Origin of the sequence: uncultured Mucilaginibacter sp. (assembly GCF_913773635.1) — a bacterium.
Classification (GTDB): domain Bacteria; phylum Bacteroidota; class Bacteroidia; order Sphingobacteriales; family Sphingobacteriaceae; genus Mucilaginibacter.
Genome location: NZ_CAJYGQ010000005.1, coordinates 40,781 through 64,853, shown reverse-complemented (window position 1 = coordinate 64,853; position 24,073 = coordinate 40,781). Strand labels below are relative to the sequence as shown.

Below are 24,073 nucleotides of genomic sequence, written 5' to 3'. Positions count from 1 at the left end.
AACAACATGAGTTTAGAGATCAAAGTTCCGCCGGTTGGCGAATCTATTACCGAGGTAACCTTGTCGCGCTGGATTAAAAAAAACGGCGATGCGGTTGAAATGGACGAAGTAATTGCCGAATTAGAATCGGACAAGGCCACTTTTGAGCTAACTGCTGAAAGTGCCGGAACTTTAAAAACTGTTGCCGCCGAAGGTGATACCTTAGCTATTGGCGCCGTAGTAGCCAGTATAGAAGAAGGTGGCGCACCTGCTGCCGCTGCTCCTGCACCGGTTGACAAAAGCACCGCTGCTGCTGCAGATGAAAGCGCCCCTGGCCAACGTGCCGAAAGACCAGAAGCTGCTCCGGCTGCTGAGGCCCCTGCTACCGAAGCTAAAACTTTAGAAATTAAAGTTCCTGCTGTAGGCGAGTCAATTACCGAAGTAACCCTGTCACGCTGGATTAAAAAAGACGGCGAACAGGTTGAAATGGATGAAGCCATTGCCGAGCTGGAGTCAGATAAAGCTACTTTTGAATTAACTGCTGAAAGTGCAGGTACATTGAAAACCATTGCCAATGAAGGTGATACCTTAGCTATTGGTGCTGTGGTTTGCTCAATAACCGGCGGTGGTGCTGCCCCAGCTGCTTCGCCTTCTCAACAAGGTTCACAGCAAGGCCAAACGCCGGCTACAAGCAATGCTCCAGGCAACGAGGGTGGTTATGGTGGCGGTAATTATGCTGCTGGCACGCCATCACCTGCTGCAGGTAAAATTCTGACAGAAAAAGGCATCAGCCCTCAAAGCGTAAGCGGAACAGGTGTTGGTGGCCGTATAACAAAAGAAGATGCTGTTAACGCACAAGCCGGAGCGAAGAAGCCGGAGGCTGCTGTACCAGCTACAAAACCTGCCGCACAACCTGCATCAGCTCCGGCTGCATCAGGTGCCCGTGAAGAGCGCAGAGAAAAAATGACCAACCTTCGTAAAACAGTAGCCAAACGTTTGGTAGCTGTTAAAAACGAGACAGCTATGCTAACCACATTTAACGAGGTTGATATGCAGCCGGTTATGGAGCTACGGTCAAAATACAAAGACAAGTTTAAAGAGAAGCACGGTGTAGGCTTAGGCTTTATGTCGTTCTTTACCAAAGCAGTTTGTGTGGCTCTTTCTGAGTGGCCTGCTGTAGGTGCCCGTATTGAGGGTGAAGAAATTGTGTACAGCAACTTTGCTGATATTTCTATCGCTGTATCGGCTCCGAAAGGCTTGGTGGTTCCTATCATCCGCAATGCCGATGCCATGAGCCTGGCTGAAATTGAGAAAGCTGTGGTAACTCTAGCCGGTAAAGCCCGTGAAAACAAGCTGACCATTGAAGATATGACCGGCGGTACTTTCACCATTACTAACGGTGGTATCTTTGGTTCAATGATGTCTACCCCTATCATCAATGCGCCGCAGTCGGCCATTTTGGGTATGCACAACATTATTGAGCGCCCGGTAGCCGTTAACGGTCAAGTTGTAATACGCCCAATGATGTACCTAGCCCTGTCATACGATCACCGTATTGTTGACGGTCGCGAATCAGTAAGCTTCCTGGTACGTGTTAAACAACTACTGGAAGACCCTGCACGTTTGCTGTTAGGTGTTTAAGTTGATTTTTACTGAGTATTCAGTTTTAATATCGAAAGCCCGGTAAAACCGGGCTTTTTTTGTTGAACATTTAAATATAACTTAGGTTATTGATGTAATTACAATTGCCTTATAACATGATTTGTACTTTATATGCCCATCACGTTGGGTTTGAAAAAATCACTGCTATCATCAGGGAAATTTATCCCGACGGAAAACTATCGGAAAGTGCAAACGGCACTGACCATTTTGCCGATTTAACCATTAAAGGTGGATTATTCGGCTCGTCAAAAGTTATTAAAGTATCTTACCGGCAAAAACCTAAGCCATCCTATCAAATTGCCGAAGGAGATGACAGCGCATTTACTAACAACCTGAAAGGTCTTTACAATTATGTGGCTTCGCTGCCATCATCAAAACCGGATGTGCAGGCACTATTGCTGCGCAAGATTCAAACTTTAAATTGTGAGTTTACCGTAAGTGAGGATAAGGGCGAAACCAAAGAGTTTAAAACGCTGATTGAACGTTTGGCACTTGAATTTGATGCTATCATTTTCGCTCAGCCCGATACGCCAATCAGCCGGTCGAAAGGGCAGCACTTTTTAGATAAGAACCTGAATTTACTTATTGACGGGAACGGAGCCTGCGAAGTTGAAACGTTGAAAGTACAAATAGAAACAGCTCACTTTGATGCAGACCAGTCGGTGGTTACCGATGAACAAAGAGCCCGAAAGGAGAATAGCGAAGCCATAATTAAGGCCAAAGGCATTAAGGTAAATGTTAATTTACCTTGTATCGAAACTGAAGATGAGGTTGTATTCAGGACGGCACAAGAAGTAGCCACCCGTGTAAGCGTTTTATCGGTTGTAAACTACGTAGCTTTTAATACTATACCACCAAACGTTGCTATTGACTATTTAAAACAACATAACCTGTGGGAGCATGCTACCTCTAAAGAAAAAGATTTCCTGCTGCACCCCACCGCCGAAAAGCAAACCGTTGAAACTTGGAAAGCCGAAGACATTTACGTACTAATGTGGGCCTTAGGTAAGGTAAATACACTTGATTTTCCGGAAAACTTGTGCAATTTAAATGACATTGCCGATGACGATCAGCCGGTTGGCAGTGACAGAGATCCGCATTCATTTATTGATGCTGCCACAATCAGCCGTTCGCCAAAAGAGATATTAGATGCCGCCGACCTGTATTATAGGCTGGACTGGGCTTGCGTTGATGCGAGGCTAAACATGCAGGAGATGAAACAGGTGCACCCGGGTGTAGTGTATGAGCGGCACTATGCATTGAATTGGCTCATATCATATCAGAATGCAGAATGGGATGATGTGAGTTGCGATACGTAAACTTTATTCTACTTGAAATTAGCTGTTCAATCACTGACATAAAAAAGCCCGGTTTTGCCGGGCTTTTTTATTAATTATTTTTTGTCAAATCTATTGACTGCTTCCTTAAGCTTATCAGCATAGTTGAATATTTCATCAAGATTTTGAAGTTCATATTTAGTTTCTTTCTTGTTTTCATCAAAAATTGAAATGAATTTACGTGCTGTATTAAAGTACAATCGGCATATGGTTTTGCGATTATTGTCATCCAATAATATTGCAAAGTAAGATAAGGCATCCCTGTAGTCAATTCTTCTATGGTCGACAACTTGTCTTAAAATCGATTTCACAATGAAAAATCCCTCCAATTCCTCTTCGGTAGTTACAATGCCAGAAGAAGGATTTTCGAGCTCCTCTTCAACTTTTGCAACCTCTTGTGCTTCAGCTTCCTTTTCTTGATTAAGTGCAGATTTTAATCTGTCGTTTATTGCATCGCTAATTAATTGGTTAAACGTCCTTTTAATTATGGGTGTAAACTGTTCCTTCACTTTGGCAGTTAAAACGCCCGGATAAACTTGCTTCGTGAAGAAAGCAACAAAAGTTTCGGAAGGATTGTGTATTTCTTTATTCAATAAAGCCTTTAACTCATTTAAATACTTCAATTCACTCGCTGTGTTCGTAATGTTCTCAACATCGAAATATGATTTGTGGAACTTTTTCAATTCAGCTATTTCCACGTCCTTAATTTCAGTTAGCTTAAATTCAAAAAAAGGAGTGCTATCCATTTTATTCTTTTCAACCAAATCCGTATAAAAGCGATAGGTCATGCCGTTAGATAGAAGGCCAAATTTGGCTTTAGTGGTATGAAAATATCTGAATAATTGGGAATTATGTGGATCAAGATTTTCCAGGTGATGTTTGCACTCTACTAATATTGCAGGTTCGCCATCCTTCATAATTGCGTAGTCTACCTTCTCTCCCTTTTTTATTCCAATATCCGCAATAAATTCAGGGTTAACTTCGAACGGATTAAACACATCATAGCCCATTATTTGAATAAATGGCATTATCAATGCATTTTTAGTTGCTTCTTCTGTTTGAATTTGTGAGAGCATTTTTTCTGCTCGGGCGGCCAATTGCAGTATTTGGTCTTTGAAGTCCATAATTAATAAGGTTTAGAATTTTCATAAATATATATTATTATAACATTAATATATTATACACTATAAATTATTATTTTAATTGGAAAATAGATTTCACCTCCACTGGAGTGCGCTTGCAGCTCGTACCTTACCTCTCATATAGTAATACAGAAACTATATGCTTATTACCCCCTAAAACTACCACACAAACCATAAATACTACCATAATAGGCACTACAACGCAGGTTATCTTTGTATAAATCAAATAAATGCTTTATGGATAAAAGATACCCACTGCCTCCTTTCAATTACGAAACCGCTGTTGAAAAGGTACAATTAGCCGAAGATGCGTGGAATAGCCAAGACCCGCAAAGAATTGCACAAGCTTACACGATAGATACCGAATGGCGTAACCGGTCGCAATTTGTTAACGGACGTGCGGAGGTTATTAAATTTTTAAGCCGCAAGTGGGAACGTGAGCTTAACTATAAATTACGCAAGGAGCTTTGGGCTTTTACCGATAACCGCATTGCAGTACGTTTTGAGTACGAATACCAGGACCTTAGCGGTAATTGGTTCAGGGCTTATGGCAACGAGAACTGGGAGTTTAACGAAGATGGACTAATGGCTAAACGTTATGCCAGCATAAATGATGTGCCCATCACCGAAGCTGACCGAAAGCTGTAATTGCCGTAAATAATTACATAAGAAATCCACTCCAAGAAAAAGAGATGTAATGCAAAAGCCCGGCAAGACCGGGCTTTTGACGTTTATACTTATTCTCACGGAATCAGCTTTAACTCCCTTAGCAAAGCAAAAAGTTCAAAAAATGATTCTCGCGTGTCTTGATAATGGGTGAAGCCCAGTTTACGGCTTTTCGACATGTCGGTCATTACCTCTAACGGGCGGCCCAGGTCAAGGTCGGTGTGCCAGGCTGACGCCAGGCGCAACAGGTTGGGTTCTTTTAAACCATGCTTTTGGGCAATGCTGGTCCATACTTCGGCATCGTTTGCCATTTCGGTTTCAAGCGGGTGTATGGTGCCGTCAAAACCTGCGGCTTCAATGCCAAACCAGTCGGCTATTTGTTGCCAAAGCCAGTTCCAACGAAAAATATCGCCATTGGCTACGTTGAAGGCCTGATTGCGGGCGGCATCGGTAGTTGATGCCCATATCATATGTTCGGCCAGTAAGCGGGCATCCGTAACATCCGAAAGCCCGTTCCATTGTGCAGCCGACCCCGGAAAACGGAATGGCCGCCCGGTTTCTTTGCAGATGATGGCGTAAGTTGCTAGGGTGGTGCCCATATTCATGAGGTTGCCCACGGCATAGCCAATTACGGTATGCGGACGGTGTATGCTCCAGGTAAAGCCGTCGCGGGCGGCTGCGGCATAAACCACGTCTTCCTGCGCGTAATAAAAATTATCTAAAGGCAAACGCGGATGCTCCTCACGCACGGGTGTTAATGGCAACGTTCCGGCCTTGGCATAAGCATCAAAAGGGCCCAGGTAATGTTTTAACCCGGTAACCAGTGCCACATGTTCAACGCTGCCCTTGGCCGATAGTACATCAAGCACATTACTTACCAAAAGACTGTTTACCCTGATGTTTTCCGCTTCGGTATCATTACGCATCCATGCGGTAAAATATACATGGGTAGGTGCAATATCGGCTAAAGCGGTAGCAAGGTTATCTTTATCTAAAAGGTTGGCCGCAACCGGAATTAAGCCGTTGATGTTACCATTTGGCGTACGCGATAAACCGTAGGTGATGATATTTTTGCTTGTGAGTTTATTAGCAAGGTTGCTGCCTGTAATGCCACTGGCGCCTACAACTAATGCTTTGATAGTATTTGACATTTGTTAAAATTTTTATAACGTCAAATTTAAAGGCAATCAAGTATTGCACACTTGACCCTGCTTAAGAAATCCACTTGATCTATATCAAGTATGTGTTATTTGCGCATGGCCAGATTTTTCCTGATCCGGCTCAGGGTTTCGGGGGCAATGCCAAGGTAGGAGGCAATGAGGTTTTGCGGTATGCGTTCAATCATGTCGGGGTTTGATTGGCTTAGCCTTAGGTATTTTTCTTCGGCCGTATCAGTTACCGAGCTCATTAAACGACGTTCTTTAGTGACAAGGCTGTTTTGGTAAAGTATTCTGAAGTATCGGTCCATCATAGGTATGGCCAATGTTATGGCTTCATAATTTTCGCGCGATAACAACAGCACTTCCGAATCCTCAATTGCATCAATATTAAACACAGCCGGAACTCCGGTAAGAAAACTATTAAAGTCGGATATCCACCAGCCTTCCCAGCCAAAAATGCTCATGTGCTCGTCGCCCTTGTCATCAACATTATAAGTACGAAGCAATCCTTTAGATACAAAAGCCAGGTTTCTGCAAACGTCGCCTTCCTGTAATAGGTATTGGCGTTTTCTTAACCTTTTTGGTACAAAGTAATTTTGCATCAGCGCTTTTTCCTGCTCGTTCAGGGTAACCTTTTCATCAATATGCGATAGCAAAACATCAAACATGCAGATTTTATATTTACTACAAAGGTAAGCCTTGCGCTTAAAATAGTTGCCTGTTACACCTTATCTTCAAAAGCTATGTCGCATTTACTCTTTATATACTAGCCGACACAAACTTCTACTTATCACGGCAAGTAAAGTTTACTCATCTCGTTTGTTCATTTTAAAGTTCATATTTCTTGTAATACCCTTAAATAGACTTTGGCGTGCAAATGCCGTAAACAAGACGTACATTTACTTAAACCTTAAGCTATAAATTTGTCACAAAACAAAGCCATGAAAAACCAGGACTTATCAACCCGGATTAAAAGTTTACGCATAGCAAAAGGTTACTCGCAAGATTATCTTGCCAGCCAAACTCAACTAAGTTTGCGCACTATTCAACGTATTGAAAATGGGGAATCCGAACCAAGGGGCGATTCGCTGCAACGCTTGTCTGCCTGCCTTGGTATTGATGTAAGTGAGCTGACATCTGCAGCAAATAATTATCCGGAAGTGGATAGCAACTACCTGACCATAATTCACCTTTCGGCCTTAAGTTTTATTGTGTTTCCGCTATTTGGCATTTTAGTACCCTACATTATGGCAATACGCTACGGAAAGCAATTTAAAGAAGTAAACTACACAGTTAAAAGGGTAGTTAACTTTCAAATTACCTGGTGCATAATATTTGTTGCTTATAACGCTTTGATGATCAGCAGTGCTATTTTGCATTATTACAATCCGCTAATGGAGCTGCCGGATTTAATTGTCTTTCTCTTTATCCCGGCAATGTATGCATATAACATTTTATTTACCTGCTTTAACGCTGCAAGAGAATACAATAAGAAATCGGTTTTTTATCAACCGGCATTACCGCTGTTACGATGAATTTACTGCTGCCTTTTTACAATTTCTGCAACGGGTGAACCTACAGGTGCCCAGTTACGCGCATTATCCAACCATGTTTTATACTGTCCTTCGTCTCCAGAGCGCTTGTAAGCGGCAGATAGGTTAAGTGCCATTTCGCTTTTGGTATCAATTTGCTTATCAGTGCATTGCTCTATTCCCTGCTTATAAATTCTTATGCAATTAGGATAATCGGCCTTTTGTAAATACGAATAGCCCAATTCGCGTATAAGCATAACATCCTTTGGGTTGAAAGCTAAACCAGCGTTTAAAATGCTTATTGCATTATCAAGCTGTCCCAGTGCATTGTAGGCATAAGCCATTTCAAACTCCAGTCCTTCGGCGTGGGGTTTAACCGCGTAAGCCTTCTGTAAATACAAAAGCGCAATTTCACAATCGTTTACGGCATTATACGTCCAGCCCCAGCGTACGTTATGAGCAACAGTGTCGGTATAATTGTAATAGAACTTTAGCCATGATGGCTCGGCGGGCAGGTTAAGTTCTTTGTAACGTGATGTTGGTATTAAAGCAACGTTACCCCAGTTAGGAGCTATACGATATTTTATTGATGAGTTTTTTGATATAGTGGTATCAGCTATATATTTATCATCGGCACCAATGGTAAATGTTCCTTTGGCATCATATGTAAAGCCGGCCTGTGCATCAATGTAAATGTATCCGTAAGAATACTCCTTATCTTTTTTATTCTTAAAGGCAACCCATTGCTTTTCGCACCGGGTATAGCGCTTATCAAATTGAAGTGTATCAACTCTGTTGGATTGCCCAAATACACCCGAAGCAAGCGTCGTAAGCAGCAGTAGAATAATAGGTTTCATGATGAGGTTTTAATAGCACAATATAGCAAGTTAACTTCTATCAATTATCGCTTTTGATCGCAACTTTGCTAAATAAAATATTATTAACCCGGTTGCAAAGGCGCCCAGGCACACCAACATGGCCTTAGGCTGTGCCATAAAAATACTGATAATCACAAACCAGTAAACTACAATAAATACCAGCGGCACTAACGGGTACCATTTAATAGTGTAAATTCCGGTGCCGTTAAGGTTACTGGTGCGTTTACGTAAAACAAATATGGCTATTGCACCAAAGCTTAACCCAAGGCATTCAAAAAATATGGCATAGTTAAGTACCTCACCAAATGAACCTACAGCAAGTAAGATAAGCAGTACGGTGGCTACAAAAAAGCTCATACCAAATACCTGTGTTTGGGTACGCGGGTTTACGCGCTTGAAAATGGCCGGCAATACACCATCTTCGGCCATGGCGTAATACATTCGGGGTACCGACATGATGTTTACGTTAACATAAGCCAATACCGATATAAACATGAGTATTGATGTAACCTTTGAACCAATTGGCCCAAAAACAACCGAAGCCATTTTAGCTGCAAGGCCGGTATTTTGCTGCAAGCCGCCCATGCCTAAAACCGAGTAGTAAGCATAATTTACCGTCATATATACCAAAATTACAATTGCAATACCCGCAAAAATCCCCTTAGGTATGTTTCGCTTGGCATCTATAACATCTCCGCCAAAATTTATAGTTTGCTGGTAACCGGTGAAGGTAAAAAACACAGCAACCAGCGCAAGCCCGAATGATGCAACCGTACTACCCTGCGGCATAACCGCCTGGTTTACCCGCGCACTACCATCACTTAAAAAAACGGCCAGGCAAAGCAGCACAATCATTGCAACCTTAAATACCGTAAGCAAATTTTGTGTACGGGCACTGGTTTTAATGCCCATGAAGTTTATAAAGTAAACGATAAGCACCATTACTATAGTGCTAATTTTGTTGCCTGTTTGGTTTTGCATAGCCGGCGGCAGCACCAAAGGATTAAGATATTCGGCACCTATAAGTGCAACTGCTGCTACTGATGCTGTTGTGGCAACAATGGCCACCCAGTTTATCATAAAAGCAAATGCCGGATGGTAACAGTACGAAAACAGTTTATAAAACCCTCCGGTGGTTGGGTAGCGTGCGCCAATTTCGGCAAAGGTAAATGCGCCGCAAAGGGTTGCCACGCCGCCAACAACCCAGGCGGCAAAAAACAAGTTAACACTGCCGGTTCTTAAGGCAACCTCACCCGGGGTTTTGAATATGCCTGTACCTATAATCAGGCTAACCACAATCATGGTTATATCAAAGCGGTTTAGCCGGGGTTTTATACTCATTGTAGTTTTAGCTTACAGTTTTATTTTTCAATTAATATTATACATTTGCTTTCGCATAGGTGCGTATCTTTGTTCCGCAAAAAATTAACTCATTGCCGGTTTAACATTAATGAAACACATTGCCAAGCAAATTACTCAAATAATGCTACTTGTTTCAGGTTTGCTATGCCTGAGTATGACTGCTGTAAATGCGCAGGTAAAAGGTGTTAAAAAAAACAAGCCTGCTGCACGCGTTACCGCAAGTACTCCCCTGTCAAACTTCACCAAAGAGGCATCTGAGGCTGGTATTGAATTTCACCTGCCCGAAGCGTTCAAAGAAGTTTCTGCTGCAAATAACGAAAACTTTTCTTTTGATTACGGTATGGAACTGCCCGGAAAAGATTTTGAGGTTTGGATGCAGGTACACTCTTTAAAGCAAAATTGGGCCAGCTATGAGCAGGTTAAAAACGTTACGGGGAAAACTCTTGCCAACCCCGATTCGTCCTACCTTGAAGCCGCACGTGCGCACGCTGCCGCGCTAAGTGATGATACGAGATATTTTACACGCAACTTGCCTCCAAGTATATTAAGCGAGTACAATGCCGACTCGGGCAAAACATATTTGCTTAACCTGGCCGATTTGCCTGATACCAAGCATTACAAATACGCACTTATTATAGCCGTGCAAAAAGATCACACAGGCTATATGCTGGCTGTTTGCCTCACCAACGTTAAAGGCCCCGACTTTTTCAAAAATATAAACAAAGCGCGCGATTGTATGCGTTTTAAATAGCAGCGCAACCTTGCTCATTGCCAATAATTTTAGTATGTTTGATGATAACAAAAGTTGTTATTACAAGGATACATGGCCATTTGCGCATGATATTGAATATCATTTTGTTTCATCCTGATGGTGTAAGTCAATCCTTTCCTGAGGTAGCAATTAAACAGGTTTTACATGGCAGAAGACATCAATTATAGTGAAGATAGTATACGGTCGCTTGATTGGAAAGAGCATATAAGGCTCCGTCCGGGTATGTATATAGGTAAACTGGGCGATGGCTCGGCTTATGATGATGGCATATACGTATTACTGAAAGAGATTGTAGATAACTCAATAGATGAGTTTGTGATGGGCGCCGGCCGAAGCATTGACGTAAGCATGAACGATCATAAAGTATCGGTACGTGATTATGGCAGGGGCATTCCGCTGGGTAAGGTAATTGATTGTGTATCTAAAATTAATACAGGTGGTAAGTACGACAGTAAAGCCTTCCAAAAATCGGTTGGTTTAAATGGTGTAGGTACCAAAGCCGTAAACGCGCTTTCTACATCATTCACCGTACAATCATACCGTGATGGCCGCACCAAAATAGCCGAGTTTACCAAAGGCGAACTTGTGCGCGATGAAGCCGAGAAGGAAACCACACAGCGCAACGGTACAGCTATCAATTTTTATCCCGATGATAGCATATTCCGTAATTACCGCTTTATACCGGAGTTTGTGCAAAACATGATCTGGAACTATGTGTTTCTGAACGCCGGTTTAACCATCAACTTTAACGGAGAAAAATACTTTTCGCAAAACGGACTTAAAGATCTGCTTGATCGCAAGACCGATGCCGATAACATTCGCTATCCCATTATTCACCTTAAGGGGGAGGATATTGAAATAGCCATGACCCACGGTCAGCAATATGGCGAGGAGTACTATTCATTTGTAAACGGTCAGCACACCACGCAAGGCGGTACGCACCAGGCAGCCTTTCGTGAGGCTGTGGTAAAAACAATCCGTGAGCATTTCAAAAAAGACTTTGATGCTGCAGATATCAGGGCATCTATTGTTGCGGCCATTGCCATAAAAGTGCAGGAACCGGTATTTGAATCGCAAACCAAAACTAAGCTGGGCTCACAAAACATTGGGCCTGATGGACCTACTGTGCGTACTTTCATTAATGATTTTCTTACAACACAGTTAGATAATTACCTGCACAAAAACCCGGCAACAGCCGATGCTTTGCTGAAACGTATTTTACAATCAGAACGTGAACGTAAGGATATTGCCGGTATAAAAAAACTTGCCAACGAGCGCGCAAAAAAAGCATCATTACACAACCGCAAACTGCGCGACTGCAAGGTGCATTTTGATGACAACCATGAACGTAAACAGGAAACAACCTTATTTATTACTGAGGGTGACTCGGCAAGTGGTTCTATCACCAAATCACGTGATGTGGCTACACAGGCCGTATTCAGCTTAAAAGGTAAACCACTTAACTGTTTTGGCCTAACTAAAAAGGTTGTGTATGAAAACGAAGAGTTCAACCTTTTACAGCACGCATTAAATATTGAAGATGGAATTGACGGCCTGCGTTACAATAACATTGTAATAGCAACAGATGCCGACGTTGACGGCATGCACATCCGTTTACTGATCATGACTTTCTTTTTGCAGTTTTTCCCTGATGTGGTTAAGGCCGGTCATGTTTCTATATTACAAACCCCTTTATTTCGCGTACGTAATAAAAAGGAAACTATTTATTGCTACAGCGACGAAGAACGCAGAAATGCCATAGCCAAATTAGGCAACAAGCCCGAAATTACACGCTTTAAAGGTTTGGGTGAAATATCGCCAGATGAATTTGGTCTTTTTATTGGAAAGGATATGCGCCTCGATCCCGTGATTTTAAAAGATGCCAACATTAAAGGCTTGCTTGAATACTTTATGGGCAAAAACACACCTACCCGCCAGCAGCATATTGTGCAAAACCTGCGGGTAGAAAAAGATGATGCCACAGTGAATCCGCTGGTTTCAGAACCGGAAGCTTTGGTAGCTTAAACAACTATAAGAGGGCCTGCATATGCAGGCCTATTTTATATCTGTACACAGTTCATTATTATCTTTAAAGGATTGATTGGCAGGTTCACATATACTGTCAACCTTACAACATAAAGCGTATGTATGTAAACTTTGCAAACAATAAAGGTAACTTTGCCTTTAATCAACCTGCGGCTTTGCATCAATGAGAAAATACGTTACCCTGATATTGTTAGGATTGCTTTGTGTTGGCAACGCATATGCGCAACCTAAGTTTATAAAAAAAATTGCACCTAAGTTTGTACGCAAAATGCTGTTTGAAAAAGACAGCAGCCGTAGCGCAAGCTTTTTTTTACTGCCGGTAATTAGCTCCGCACCCGAAACAGGCCTGGAACTTGGCGCCTCAACCCTATACTCTTTTTATACTGATACCAGCAAGGTAACCCGCGTATCAAATATATTTGCCTACGGCACATTTACTACCGAAGGCCAGCAACGCGTTAGCCTAAGTAGCAGCTACTGGACGGCACAAAACCGCTATCATTATACGGGGCTTATAAGCTATGTAAACTTTCCTTTCAACTTTTATGGCATTGGCAACAATACCGAAAAAAGCAGTGAACAACGCATAAGCGAAAAAAGGCTGCGTATAAACTTCAGCGGTGAAAAAAGATTGGGTAACTGGTACCTTGGGTATGTTGCCGGCGGCTATAACTTTACTTACCGCATAGATAACACCGGGAAACCATTTGAAGCACAGCTTACCCCATATGATCGTAATGGCGGTGCAGGTATTTTTGCCGGGCCCAACATAACATTTGATAACCGTAATAATAACACCTACACCACCAAAGGCATGGTAGTAAATGCTTATTTAAATGTAATGCACGGCTTATTTGCCGATAATAATTATAAGGGCAGCTTTTTCAATATAGAATACGCCCAATTTTTTAGCTTAAGCAAACGCTTTGTTGTAGGCCTAAACATTCAGGAACAAAGCTTACTGGGCAACCAAACGCCGTTTTACCTGTTACCCGAACTTGGCAATGACGAGATGATGCGCGGATATTATAACGGACGCTACCGCGATAAAAATTTACTTGCCGGCCAAACAGAATTACGCTATCGAATTAGTGACCGCATAGGCATTGCTGCGTTTGCAGGCACGGGAACAGTATTTCGTAACAAGCTCGATTTAAAACAATTTAAGCCTAACTATGGCGGTGGCCTTCGTTATTTCTTTGATACCGAAAAAGGTTTAACCATGCGAATTGATTACGGAGTTGGACAGCAAGCCGCCGGAGAAAAACGTCAGCAAGGTTTTTATATGAGTTTAGGTGAAGCTTTTTAAGCTTTCTCAACTTAAAATTCCTCTTCGAGTTCAAAAGTCATCACCTGTGACGTGTGCGGATGCAAAAACTCCAGATAAGATGCCTGTAAGTGCAACCGTTGACTACTTGTACCATACAGGTCGTCTCCTACTATGGGTGCGTTAAGCCCTAACTCATGTGCAGAGTGCATACGTAACTGATGGGTACGACCTGTTAAGGGCCAAAAATGAACTTTTGTGGTGGTAAGTGTACGCAATCCCACCTTCCATTTGGTAAGGCTGCGTTTACCGTACTTAAAGCATACTAACTGCCTTGGTCGGTTTTCCGGGTCACCACGTAATGGAAGGTCAATCTCGCCTTCATCATCATTCAATACCTTTGATAACAGCGCGGTATAACGCTTTTTTACCGTACGCTTTAAAAACTGCGCCTGAATAAATTTGTGAGCTTCCTTTGTTTTAGCAACAACCAAAAGCCCCGATGTTCCCATGTCAAGCCTGTGAATAATAAGCGGCTCAGTATTTCCCAACATCACTTTTAGCCGGCTGTAAACCGAATCTTCAATGTACACACCAGGTACCGACCTTAATTCGGCAGGCTTGTTTACTACAACAAAATAATCATCCTGGTAAACTATAGTTAAATTAATGCCTTGGACGTTATTATGCAGCAAAGGGTTTTCATCAACTTCCATCCCCTCAAGCATATGCCCTAGTATAGGCTTACACTTGCCATTACAGGCCGGGTAAAACTGCTTGTGCTGCCTTACCTCCGATTTGGGCGCTGCTCCCCACCAAAACTCTGCCATGGCTAAAGGCCTATAGCCATTTAAAAACGCATATTGTAACAGCTTGGGTGTTGCGCACTCGCCAGCCGCCGATGGCGGTTTTTGAAATGCAGTTACACTAAAAATATCATGCAGGCTTTTGGCTTGTCCCGCTTTATTTAAAAATGAGTACTGCTCAAATAACTGTTGCTGCAATGCGCCCGAACGTTCTTTGCGCTCATTTTTCAGAAATTCAATTTTGTCCTCAAATGATTTGACTTCATTAGCCGTATTTAGCAGCAAGCCTTCATTGCTTTGCAGTAACAGAGCAAGCCTGTGTTTATCATGTAAGCTTTGTTTAATGAGGTCGGCCTCAAAGTTTTTATAAGCATCAGCATCTAACACACTTTGCTGCGCCACACGCAAAGCTTTACGCTTGGCTTTATTTTCCTTAAGCTCGGTTTTTAAGGCTTTAACATTAGCCTCACAGTCAAGCTTCAGTTTGGTCTGGTTTTCTTTCAGGCGCAAGTAAAACTCATCACCTTCCAGCGCTTCTATCCTAGCGTTTGTTCTGTTGATGATTTCCTGACCTTTTAAAAAAAAGCTACCTTCGGCCAGCATATCGAATACCGGTGGAACAAACTTATGATGATGATTTGAACCGGCAAGTTTACCCGAAAAGGCTGATAAATATCCGATGTTGCCTTCAGCATCTTGCACTACCAGCACGCCGAACATTTTGCCTATGGCGTTGCCTTCTTTACTATTATCAAGGCCAAAGTTGTGGTCAAAATCATTTTGTGTTTCGAGGTATTGCTGTAACTCAGCAGCAGCTATTTTGCTTAGCTTATGAGGTTTGTAAAAAAACGGAAAGGTAAATTGTTCGGGTAAGGCAATTCCTTCAATAGCCTGCTTATTGAAATAAATAATTTTGCCGTTGTTACCGAGTGTCAATTGCCTGGAGGTTTGCTGGTGCAAAAATAACTGTTTACTGCATCCTTAAAAAGATGCCGAAAATTTTCAAGCTACAGGCTGGCTATTAAGCCATAGCTTTACGTATTCGCCTTTGGGGTCAAGTTCTGTATACGCTTTAGGACTGAAATACCTGTTTTCGCGCGGATCATTACCCACCCCTGCAATGTAAGCCCAATTACCCCAGTTGCTTGCAGGCGAGTAATCAATCAGTTTCTCTTCAAACCATTGTGCGCCACGAGTCCAATCAACCTTTAAATCTTTTACCAAATATGCTGCAACAGCCTGGCGGTGGGCATTTCCAATAAAACCCGTAGCATTAAGTTCATGCATACTGGCATCAACAAAAGGAACACCTGTATTACCGCTTTTCCATTGCTCAAAAAGTTCTTCCTGATTATCGGCCAGTTCTGGTGCTGCTCCTTTAAAGCCTTCAGGATTAAAGAACCGGTGACTATGCTTTTTAAACATAAAGCGGAAATAATCACGCCACAGTAATTCAAGCATTAATGGGTGATTATTGATTTCCTGACCGTGTTTTACAACCTCCCAATAAACCTGTCTTGGCGATACACACCCTAATGCAAGCCACGGCGATAGCTTTGATGATGCACTATTACGTGCGGTTTTGGTATTGCGTGCTGTGCTGTAGTTAGCAAAAAACTGCTCAAGCTGATGCCAGGCAATGGTTTCGCCACCTTTAAATGAATAACCTGCCCTCACATCAGCTCCGGGTGCCGGTAGGCCTAAATCATCAAGCGTTGGTATCTGGCCTGCGTCTGCTAACGCTGGCATATTTATCACCTCAGGAGTGGCTAAACAGGGCCTTACGTCACTGTCGCGCTCAACTTTTTTCTTAAATGTGTTAAAGCTGTCTGGTATATCTTTTATGGGAAAAGGTAAGTCTTCTTTATGGTAGAGTGTATGGCCTATGAAATGTTTAAGATTTAGTTTCATTTTCCATAGCGCAGCTTCTACCTCTTCTGAAATGTTGGTTTCTTCTAACGCTACTTCTCTATGATGATAAACCTCATTCACCTCATATTGCACAGCAAGCTGCGGAATTACCTCGGCAGGATTACCGTGTGCAATTAACAAATCAGCACCCAATTTTTGAAGATTATTCCTTAAATCGGCCACGCTTTCAATCAGGAATTGTGCACGGTGACTACCGGTTTTTTGTCCGCCACTTGGTGTAACTGTAAAGTAATGAGGATCGAAAACGTATACCGGTACTATTTTATCTGCCTTACGGGTGGCCTCGAGCAATATTTCATTGTCATGCACGCGTAAATCATTTCTAAACCAAACCAGTATCGTTCTTTCGCTCATTGTTTATAACCAATCCAAATTAACAAACAAAAATGCTAATTTTCTAATTTATACAGCATAGTTGCGGCATTATTTGACACCTTACCAACACTTGGGCATAACCTTAATCACATTCTAATTATTTGATTTTAAACCAGCCTCACACTATTTGGTTAATTATAACGTACATTTATATAAATCATCATATCAGATACACTATGGCTACTACCGAAAGCATTCAGAACGCCTATATTGATTATGTACTTACCGAGGGCCGTGAGCCAAAATCGGTTTATTTGTTTGCCAAAAACAATGACATGAGCGAGGAAGAGTTTTATCGCTTTTTTGGCTCATTTGAGGCAGTTGAACAAAGTATATGGGCCGATTTTGCCCGCAAAACCATTACCGAAATAAAAACCCAGGAAATTTGGCCGCAGTACTCAGCGCGTGAGAAAGCTCTATCGTTTTTCTACAGCTTTTTTGAATTACTTAAAAGCAGCCGCAGCTTTGCCGTTTACAGCATCAGGAAGCATCCGCGTGGTTTATCATCACCAAGAGTACTTGATACGTTTAAAAATTTATTTGAGGGTTTTGCCGATGAAATACTGCGCGATGGCCTTGATAGCGGCGAACTCACCGACCGTAAGTTTTTTGCCAAACGATACAAAGATGGGTTATGGATGCAATTTGGCTTTGTGCTGAATTTTTGGATCAATGATAACTCGGCAGGTTTTGAGAAAACTGATGAAGCTATTGAAAAGGGTGTGAACGTTACGTTTGATTTGTTTCAGCGCTCACCTATTGACAACCTTATCGACTATGGAAAATTTCTGGTAAAAAACGGAAATTTTAAGGAGAAAATGGGGTTATAAAAGCACGCATCAGCTTATTTCAAAAGGGAATTTGCCCTTTAGATTGTAAGTTTTATTTTATTATTGAATAGCCTTACCACAAGGGTAAGGCCCGGAGGAACACATGTACGCTGCTATTTTTGATATGGACGGCACTCTTGTTGATAACAACCCATATCATTTCAAAACCTGGAAAAACCTTTTTGAACAATACAATCGCGTTGAGGTAACGCCCGAGCTGTATAATGAAAAATTAAGCGGCGTACCCGGAATGGTTATTATGCGTGAGTTTTTTGCTGATGACTATACCGAGGAGCAGATGAAAGACATGTTTGAGGCGAAAACCCTGCAATACAAGCAGGATTACGCACCATACGTGGCCCCTGTAAACGGTTTGGAGCGCTTTTTAACCGAATTAAAAAATGCTGGTGTAAAGCTGGCTGTAGCATCATCGGCAACGGCTTCAAATATTGATTTTATATTAAGTAAGTTGCCTTTCAAACACCTGTTTGAAGTTATTATTGACGGCCCGCGTGTAAGCAAAGCAAAACCAAATCCACAAATTTTTTTGAAAGCAGCCGAAGACCTAGACGTAAGGCCCGAAAATTGCGTAGTGTTTGAAGATTCGCTTTCGGGTGTTAAAGCAGGTAATGCTGCAGGCATGAAAGTAATTGGTATTACCACCAGCCATACGGGTGAGGAGCTGCAACCCGTACACCGGGTAATTACCGATTACAGCGAAATAACCGAGCGCGATGTAGCAGCTTTATTTGAAGTTAACGATTAATATGAGCGAAGAGAAAGCCAGAGAGCAGAATAGCATACCTACCAGCAAAGTTGAACGGTCGGCAAAGTTTGTTAAAACCGGTTTAAAGGTTGGTGGTAACTATATTAAACATTATTCAAAAAAACTCTTCAATCCAAACCTTGATAAAACCGAACTAAACGAAGATAATGCTGCAGACATTTATGCATCATTAAGTGAACTTAAAGGCAGTGCGCTTAAAGTAGCACAAATGCTTAGCATGGATAAGAATATTCTGCCAAAAGCTTACGTTGACAAATTTTCGCAATCGCAGTACAACGCCCCTCCGCTGTCCGGACCATTGATTGTACAAACGTTCAGAAAATACTTTGGCAAATCGCCCGAGCAAATATATGATAAGTTTAACCTGCGTTCTACCAATGCGGCATCAATAGGGCAGGTTCACCAGGCTGAACTTAACGGCCAGAAACTGGCAGTAAAAATACAATATCCAGGTGTAGGCGACTCCATTTCTTCTGACCTTAAATTGGTTAAGCCATTTGCATTCCGGCTGTTGGGCATGAGCGAAAAGGAGCTCGACGTTTATATGCGCGAGGTAGAGGAACGCCTTTTAGAAGAAACTGATTATGAATTGGAAGTCCGCCGTTCGGTTGAGTTTTCAAACGCTTGTGCCAATCTTCAAAACATAGTGTTTCCCACTTACTATCCTCAGTTATCCAGCAAGCGCATAATTACCATGAGCTGGATTGACGGTAAGCACCTTAAAGAGTTTTTGCAAACTAACCCGTCACAAGAGTTGCGTAACCAAATTGGTCAGGCCTTGTGGGATTTTTACAACTTCCAGCAGCACGAATTACGTGCCGTACATGCCGATCCGCACCCGGGTAACTTTTTGATAACCCCTGAAGGTGATTTAGGCATCATTGACTTTGGCTGTATAAAAGAAATGCCCGAAGATTTTTACGATCCCTTTTTCTCGCTCACATCAACAAACCTGCTGGATAACAAGGAGGAAACTATCAAAGCCTTCCGTAAGCTAGAAATGATTTTGCCAGGTGATAATGCTCAGCAAATTGAATTTTACTACGGCATCTATCATCAGATGATAAGCTTGTTTGCAAAGCCCTACATGGTTAGCACATTTGATTTTGGCGAAACAGGATTTTTTAATGAACTATACGGCTTTGGAGAGCAATTATCACGTATGCCTGAGTTTAAGCAAGCGCGCGGGGTTAAGCATTTTATTTATGTAAACCGTACCAACTTTGGTTTATATAACATACTGCACGAGCTAAAAGCGCAGGTAAAAACTGATACCTATAAACCGCACGTTGTGCTTGAACATTAGTTGTAACAACCAGAAAATTAATTGTATTAAGTCGAATAATATTTTAGCTTAGCCAGCACATTTAGTTGCAAATTGAAACCGTAGCTTGATGCTTCTCCAAGCAGATTTTAACATAAACCTACAATTTTAAAACCCCATCAATACTTTGTTGTTTCTTAACATTGATGAAGGTATTACTAACGGGCGCTAACGGGTATATTGGTGCAAGATTAATTCCGGCATTGCTGGCGGAAGGCCATGAGGTAGTATGTTTGGTACGTGACAAAGCCTTATTTGAAAAGCAAAGCATTTATGCCCCACAAGTAACCATAATTACCGGCGATTTACTTCGTAACCGGGGTATGGAATCATTACCTACTGACATACAAGCGGCTTATTACCTTGTGAATGCATTACCCCAAACTTCGGGGTTTGCCGGCTTGGAAGCATTATCGGCCGAAAACTTTATCAAAGCAGTTAATCAAACTCATTGTAAGCAAATTATATCTCTAAGCGAAATTGATGACCATTTAACCGAAGCCGGCTTATCACGCCTGCATGTTGAAGATATATTGCGCCAGGCAGATGCAGCAATCACCATCCTAAAATCAACAATGATTATTGGCGAAGGCAGCATTGCACTTGAATTGATGGAAGGCCTTACCAAAAAATCGCCGATATTAATTGCGCAAAAGTGGGCTAAAGCACAAGAGGAGCCTATTGCAACAAGCAACGTTGTTGAATACCTATCGGGTTGCTTACTAAATGAAGATACTTTTAACGCCGAATTTCACATCAGCGGCCCGGAGATACTAACGTTTAAACAAATGTTGCTGCTGCATGGCGAGGTTTGCCGAAAGCGCAAGGTAAGCATTATGACAATGCCTCAAGTTTCGGCAGCGCTATCATCATACTGGCTTAACTACCTAACGCCTATAAGCTATTCGCATGCAAAAACATTGGTTGAAAACTTAAAGTATGACTTGGTATCGCGCGATGATGCGATTAAAAGTATAATACCGCTTAAACTGAAAACCTTGCGTGAAGCATTGCTTGAGACCATGCCAGTGAACAATTAAGATTTATTTTTTTTAGCTGATGCAAAAACATGTTTTAATTACGGGAGGCACCGGACTTATTGGGCAGCAATTAACACAGCAACTATTAAACAAGGGTTACACCGTTAGCCACTTAAGCCGTAAGCCAAGTAACCATAAAAATGTAGCTACTTTTTTATGGGATTTACAAAAAGGCGAAATAGATGAGCGCAGCGTAGATGGTGTTGACACCATTGTGCACCTTGCCGGAACCGGAATTGCAGATAAACGTTGGACGGAAAAGCGCAAAGCCGAAATCTTAGAAAGCAGGACCAAATCAATTGGCTTAATTTATGACCTCCTGAAATCAAAGCTCGACCATTCTGTAAAACATGTTATATCGGCGTCAGGTGTTGGCTATTACAGTGACAGAGGTGATCAGATTTTAACTGAAGATGATACACCCGCGCATGACTTTTTAGGGAAATGCTGCGTTGAATGGGAAAATGCGGTTGATGATGGAAAGCAATTAGGTTTAAATGTTACCAAGTTTCGCACAGGTGTTGTGCTAACCAAAAAGGAAGGCGCTCTGCCACAATTGGCTTTGCCTGTTAAGTTGGGAGTTGGCTCGCCGTTGGGCAGCGGTAAACAATGGGTATCATGGTTGCACCTGCAGGATGCCGTTGGGATGTACCTTGATGCAATTGAAGGTAAATTACAACCGGGCGTATACAATATGGCCGCCCCAAACCCGGTATCCAATAAGGAGCTTACAAAAGCCGTTGCCAGGCAATTGAAAAGACCATTATGGGCACCAAACGTTCCATCTTTTATTATAAAACTACTTTTTGGCGAACTCTCAACCTTGGTTTTGGGCAGTACACGAGTTTCGACAAACAAAATTGAAGAGGCAGGCTATAGGTTTAAGTTTGCCCATTTAGCTGATGCTTTAAAAGATATTTATGGATAAGAAAACGCCGGTAACCATATTCTGGTTTCGCCGCGATTTGCGGTTGCATGATAACGCTGGTTTGTACAGGGCACTAAAAGGCACCAACCCTGTATTATGCCTTTTTATTTTTGACCGCGAGATTTTAGATAAACTGGAAGACAAAGACGACGCGCGCGTAACCTTCATTTACAACACCATTGAACAGCTTAACAAAGAGCTTAGCGAACATAAAAGTAGTTTATTAGTTAAGTATGATAAGCCCGAAAAAGCGTGGGAAGACGTACTTAAACAGTACAACGTAGCCGCCGTTTATACCAACCGCGATTACGAACCTTACGCAAAAGAACGTGATGGTGAAATAGGCGACATGCTTAAGAAGCATGACATTCCTTTTAAAACGTATAAAGACCAGATAATTTTTGAGCGTGAAGAAGTTGTAAAGGATGACAAGAAGCCTTACACCGTATTCACTCCTTACAAAAAACGCTGGTTGAAAACCATTAACGATTTTTACCTGAAATCATACCCTACTGAAAAGTATTTCAAAAACCTTGTAAAAGTCGACGGCCTAAGAATTCCATCGCTGGAGAGTATGGGTTTTGTAAAAAGTGAGCTGGAGATACCCGGAACCGAGTATGAAGACATCATTGACGATTACTCAAAAAACCGCGACATACCTTCCAAAAAAGGCACATCACATATAGGCATTCACTTAAGGTTTGGAACTATAAGCATAAGGGATGCGGTACGTACATCATTTAAACGGGAGCAAACCTGGATGGGTGAGTTAGTGTGGCGCGAGTTTTACATGATGGCACTTGACTTTTTTCCTGATACGGCACACTCCGCTTATAGGCCTGCCTACGACAGGATTAGATGGCGTAATAACGAAAAGGAATTTGAAGCCTGGTGCGAGGGTAAAACGGGCTACCCGTTGGTTGATGCCGGCATGCGCGAACTGAACACCACAGGGTTTATGCACAACCGCGTGCGTATGGTTACTGCCAGCTTTTTAATTAAGCATTTACTTATTGACTGGCGCTGGGGCGAACATTATTTTGCACGCAAACTACTTGACTACGAAGGATCGACCAATGTGGGCAGCTGGCAATGGGTGGCCGGATCGGGTACGGATGTTATGCCATATTTTCGGGTTTTTAATCCGGAGGCACAGCTAAAGAAATTTGATCCGAAAATGGAGTATGTAAAAAAATGGGTTCCGGAATATGGAACTGACCAATATCCGAAACCCATTATTGATAACAAAGAAGGTAAGGAACGCGCTTTGAAAGCTTACAAGGAAGCCGTTAAGGATTAATTATTTTTAACCGTTAACAATTTAAGTTCAAAGCGTAAGCATTGGAACGGAGCAACTCTTACAACGCCATCAACTACTAGTCCGCCAGTACCATAGGCAATGCCTGATGGCAAAAACATAGAGATCTGCCCACCTGCTTTAATTTTTTGTACACCCTCGCCAAAGCCTTTTACTACATTATCAACAGTTAGTTCAGCTCCGGCTTCAGACGCATTTGAACTATTATCAAATTGGTAATTGTTTAAGTAAGTTCCGGTATACTGCGTTGTAACAGTTGATGTTGGAGTAACTACAACTTTACCTGTATCAGGTTGTGTTCTTTTCCAAAACAGGCCTGACGCTTCGCGAGTGTAGGTACTAATGTCTATTCCATTTGCAGTGGCATAGGTTTTTATACAAGCTTCATCATAAGCAGCAAGCTGCCTGTCATCCAAAATATTTACGTAATACTCAAGCGATGTATTTCCCTTAATACGAGTGGCTCCGGTACCGTACCCACTTTGACCAAAAGCAAGCCGCGATGGAATAATAAACCTTGCACGTGTGCCTTTATACTTTGCTAAATTACGGATAGCCAGCATAAGTCCTTTAGGCAAATCAACACCAGTTGAACCTAAAAACCTGTAGCTATGATTAGCTATCGTGTCACTTGAATTATAACTGCCATCCAATGATTTCACCGAGTACACATATGCAATCTGAGTAGAGTACTCAAGTGGAACAAGGTTTTTTGTGGCCTGCGACATGATTTCATAATATATACCGGTAGTGTCACCATCGGTTAAATCACGCTTCATGTTGGTTAAGTTGTTTGACTTAAGGTAACCTTCAATCTGCTGCTGGTCGTAAGCTTTTATGTCAATATCATTGCGCTCTTTACGACATGCACTTAATGCCACTACAGCCAATATTAAAAGCGTGGGATAAAATTTTCTCATTTATATCAAA

Annotated in this window: 21 protein-coding genes; 13 read left to right on the top strand and 8 right to left on the bottom strand. The window is 42.0% G+C overall.

Annotation, left to right across the window (positions count from 1 at the left end; translation table 11 throughout):
* Positions 1 to 6 precede the first annotated feature (6 nt).
* Both odhB and QZ407_RS03955 read left to right on the top strand, forming a co-directional pair.
* Complete coding sequence (gene odhB, locus QZ407_RS03960; protein ID WP_295767823.1) at positions 7 to 1,620, top strand: 2-oxoglutarate dehydrogenase complex dihydrolipoyllysine-residue succinyltransferase; 1,614 nt, start codon at positions 7 to 9, stop codon at positions 1,618 to 1,620.
* Between the two features lie 116 nt (positions 1,621 to 1,736).
* Entirely contained in the window at positions 1,737 to 2,960 is a 1,224-nt protein-coding gene (locus QZ407_RS03955; RefSeq protein ID WP_295767821.1) for a DUF4272 domain-containing protein, read from the top strand.
* Positions 2,961 to 3,034: 74 nt separating this feature from the next.
* Here the strand turns inward: QZ407_RS03955 and QZ407_RS03950 are convergent, their stop codons facing one another.
* The gene (locus QZ407_RS03950; protein ID WP_295767820.1) at positions 3,035 to 4,102 is read right to left on the bottom strand and encodes a type I restriction endonuclease; all 1,068 of its coding nucleotides are present in this window, start codon (positions 4,100 to 4,102) and stop codon (positions 3,035 to 3,037) included.
* 255 nt (positions 4,103 to 4,357) lie between these two features.
* Here QZ407_RS03950 and QZ407_RS03945 point away from each other — a divergent pair, with 255 nt between their 5' ends.
* Complete coding sequence (locus QZ407_RS03945) at positions 4,358 to 4,768, top strand: nuclear transport factor 2 family protein (RefSeq protein ID WP_295767818.1); 411 nt, start codon at positions 4,358 to 4,360, stop codon at positions 4,766 to 4,768.
* 95 nt (positions 4,769 to 4,863) lie between these two features.
* On the opposite strand, the gene QZ407_RS03940 is transcribed toward QZ407_RS03945, so the two are convergent.
* Entirely contained in the window at positions 4,864 to 5,937 is a 1,074-nt protein-coding gene (locus QZ407_RS03940; RefSeq protein ID WP_295767817.1) for an SDR family oxidoreductase, read from the bottom strand.
* 95 nt (positions 5,938 to 6,032) lie between these two features.
* Positions 6,033 to 6,614 (bottom strand): Crp/Fnr family transcriptional regulator, encoded by a 582-nt coding sequence (locus QZ407_RS03935; RefSeq protein ID WP_295767816.1) that lies wholly within the window; start codon positions 6,612 to 6,614, stop codon positions 6,033 to 6,035.
* A 273-nt stretch (positions 6,615 to 6,887) separates the two neighbouring features.
* Between QZ407_RS03935 and QZ407_RS03930 the strand changes: the two genes are divergently transcribed.
* Positions 6,888 to 7,481 (top strand): helix-turn-helix domain-containing protein, encoded by a 594-nt coding sequence (locus QZ407_RS03930; protein ID WP_295767815.1) that lies wholly within the window; start codon positions 6,888 to 6,890, stop codon positions 7,479 to 7,481.
* A 2-nt stretch (positions 7,482 to 7,483) separates the two neighbouring features.
* Here the strand turns inward: QZ407_RS03930 and QZ407_RS03925 are convergent, their stop codons facing one another.
* Positions 7,484 to 8,335, bottom strand: coding sequence for a tetratricopeptide repeat protein (locus QZ407_RS03925; protein WP_295767814.1), 852 nt, complete (start codon positions 8,333 to 8,335; stop codon positions 7,484 to 7,486).
* A 30-nt stretch (positions 8,336 to 8,365) separates the two neighbouring features.
* Positions 8,366 to 9,697, bottom strand: a complete 1,332-nt coding sequence (locus QZ407_RS03920; protein ID WP_295767813.1) for an amino acid permease — start codon at positions 9,695 to 9,697, stop codon at positions 8,366 to 8,368.
* Between the two features lie 109 nt (positions 9,698 to 9,806).
* Here QZ407_RS03920 and QZ407_RS03915 point away from each other — a divergent pair, with 109 nt between their 5' ends.
* From QZ407_RS03915 to QZ407_RS03905, 3 genes are all read left to right on the top strand, one after another.
* Positions 9,807 to 10,469 carry a hypothetical protein gene (locus QZ407_RS03915; protein WP_295767812.1) on the top strand — a complete coding sequence of 221 codons (663 nt, stop codon included), beginning with the start codon at positions 9,807 to 9,809 and terminating at the stop codon, positions 10,467 to 10,469.
* 165 nt (positions 10,470 to 10,634) lie between these two features.
* Positions 10,635 to 12,515: a DNA topoisomerase IV subunit B gene (locus tag QZ407_RS03910; protein ID WP_295767811.1), complete on the top strand. Its 1,881-nt coding sequence runs from the start codon at positions 10,635 to 10,637 to the stop codon at positions 12,513 to 12,515.
* A gap of 184 nt (positions 12,516 to 12,699) precedes the next feature.
* Positions 12,700 to 13,845 carry a polymerase gene (locus QZ407_RS03905; RefSeq protein WP_295767810.1) on the top strand — a complete coding sequence of 382 codons (1,146 nt, stop codon included), beginning with the start codon at positions 12,700 to 12,702 and terminating at the stop codon, positions 13,843 to 13,845.
* Between the two features lie 11 nt (positions 13,846 to 13,856).
* Here the strand turns inward: QZ407_RS03905 and QZ407_RS03900 are convergent, their stop codons facing one another.
* Positions 13,857 to 15,545: an RluA family pseudouridine synthase gene (locus tag QZ407_RS03900; RefSeq protein ID WP_295767809.1), complete on the bottom strand. Its 1,689-nt coding sequence runs from the start codon at positions 15,543 to 15,545 to the stop codon at positions 13,857 to 13,859.
* Between the two features lie 66 nt (positions 15,546 to 15,611).
* The gene (locus QZ407_RS03895; RefSeq protein WP_295767808.1) at positions 15,612 to 16,895 is read right to left on the bottom strand and encodes a DASH family cryptochrome; all 1,284 of its coding nucleotides are present in this window, start codon (positions 16,893 to 16,895) and stop codon (positions 15,612 to 15,614) included.
* Between the two features lie 197 nt (positions 16,896 to 17,092).
* On the opposite strand from QZ407_RS03895, the gene QZ407_RS03890 reads away from it, so the two are divergent.
* The 6 genes from QZ407_RS03890 (at position 17,093) to QZ407_RS03865 (ending at position 23,125) form a co-directional block, all read left to right on the top strand.
* Complete coding sequence (locus tag QZ407_RS03890) at positions 17,093 to 17,746, top strand: TetR family transcriptional regulator C-terminal domain-containing protein (RefSeq protein WP_295767807.1); 654 nt, start codon at positions 17,093 to 17,095, stop codon at positions 17,744 to 17,746.
* A gap of 103 nt (positions 17,747 to 17,849) precedes the next feature.
* Entirely contained in the window at positions 17,850 to 18,512 is a 663-nt protein-coding gene (locus tag QZ407_RS03885; protein WP_295767806.1) for an HAD family phosphatase, read from the top strand.
* A gap of 1 nt (position 18,513) precedes the next feature.
* Positions 18,514 to 19,839 (top strand): AarF/UbiB family protein, encoded by a 1,326-nt coding sequence (locus QZ407_RS03880; RefSeq protein WP_295767805.1) that lies wholly within the window; start codon positions 18,514 to 18,516, stop codon positions 19,837 to 19,839.
* A gap of 164 nt (positions 19,840 to 20,003) precedes the next feature.
* Positions 20,004 to 20,897, top strand: a complete 894-nt coding sequence (locus QZ407_RS03875; protein ID WP_295767804.1) for an NAD(P)H-binding protein — start codon at positions 20,004 to 20,006, stop codon at positions 20,895 to 20,897.
* A gap of 19 nt (positions 20,898 to 20,916) precedes the next feature.
* A complete protein-coding gene (locus tag QZ407_RS03870) occupies positions 20,917 to 21,825 on the top strand; it encodes a TIGR01777 family oxidoreductase (RefSeq protein WP_295767803.1) in 909 nt (302 codons plus the stop codon).
* Complete coding sequence (locus QZ407_RS03865; RefSeq protein ID WP_295767802.1) at positions 21,818 to 23,125, top strand: deoxyribodipyrimidine photo-lyase; 1,308 nt, start codon at positions 21,818 to 21,820, stop codon at positions 23,123 to 23,125. Before QZ407_RS03870 ends, QZ407_RS03865 begins: the two co-directional genes overlap by 8 nt.
* Here the strand turns inward: QZ407_RS03865 and QZ407_RS03860 are convergent.
* Positions 23,122 to 24,063, bottom strand: a complete 942-nt coding sequence (locus QZ407_RS03860; protein WP_295767801.1) for an FKBP-type peptidyl-prolyl cis-trans isomerase — start codon at positions 24,061 to 24,063, stop codon at positions 23,122 to 23,124. The genes QZ407_RS03865 and QZ407_RS03860 overlap by 4 nt on opposite strands.
* Positions 24,064 to 24,073 lie beyond the last annotated feature (10 nt).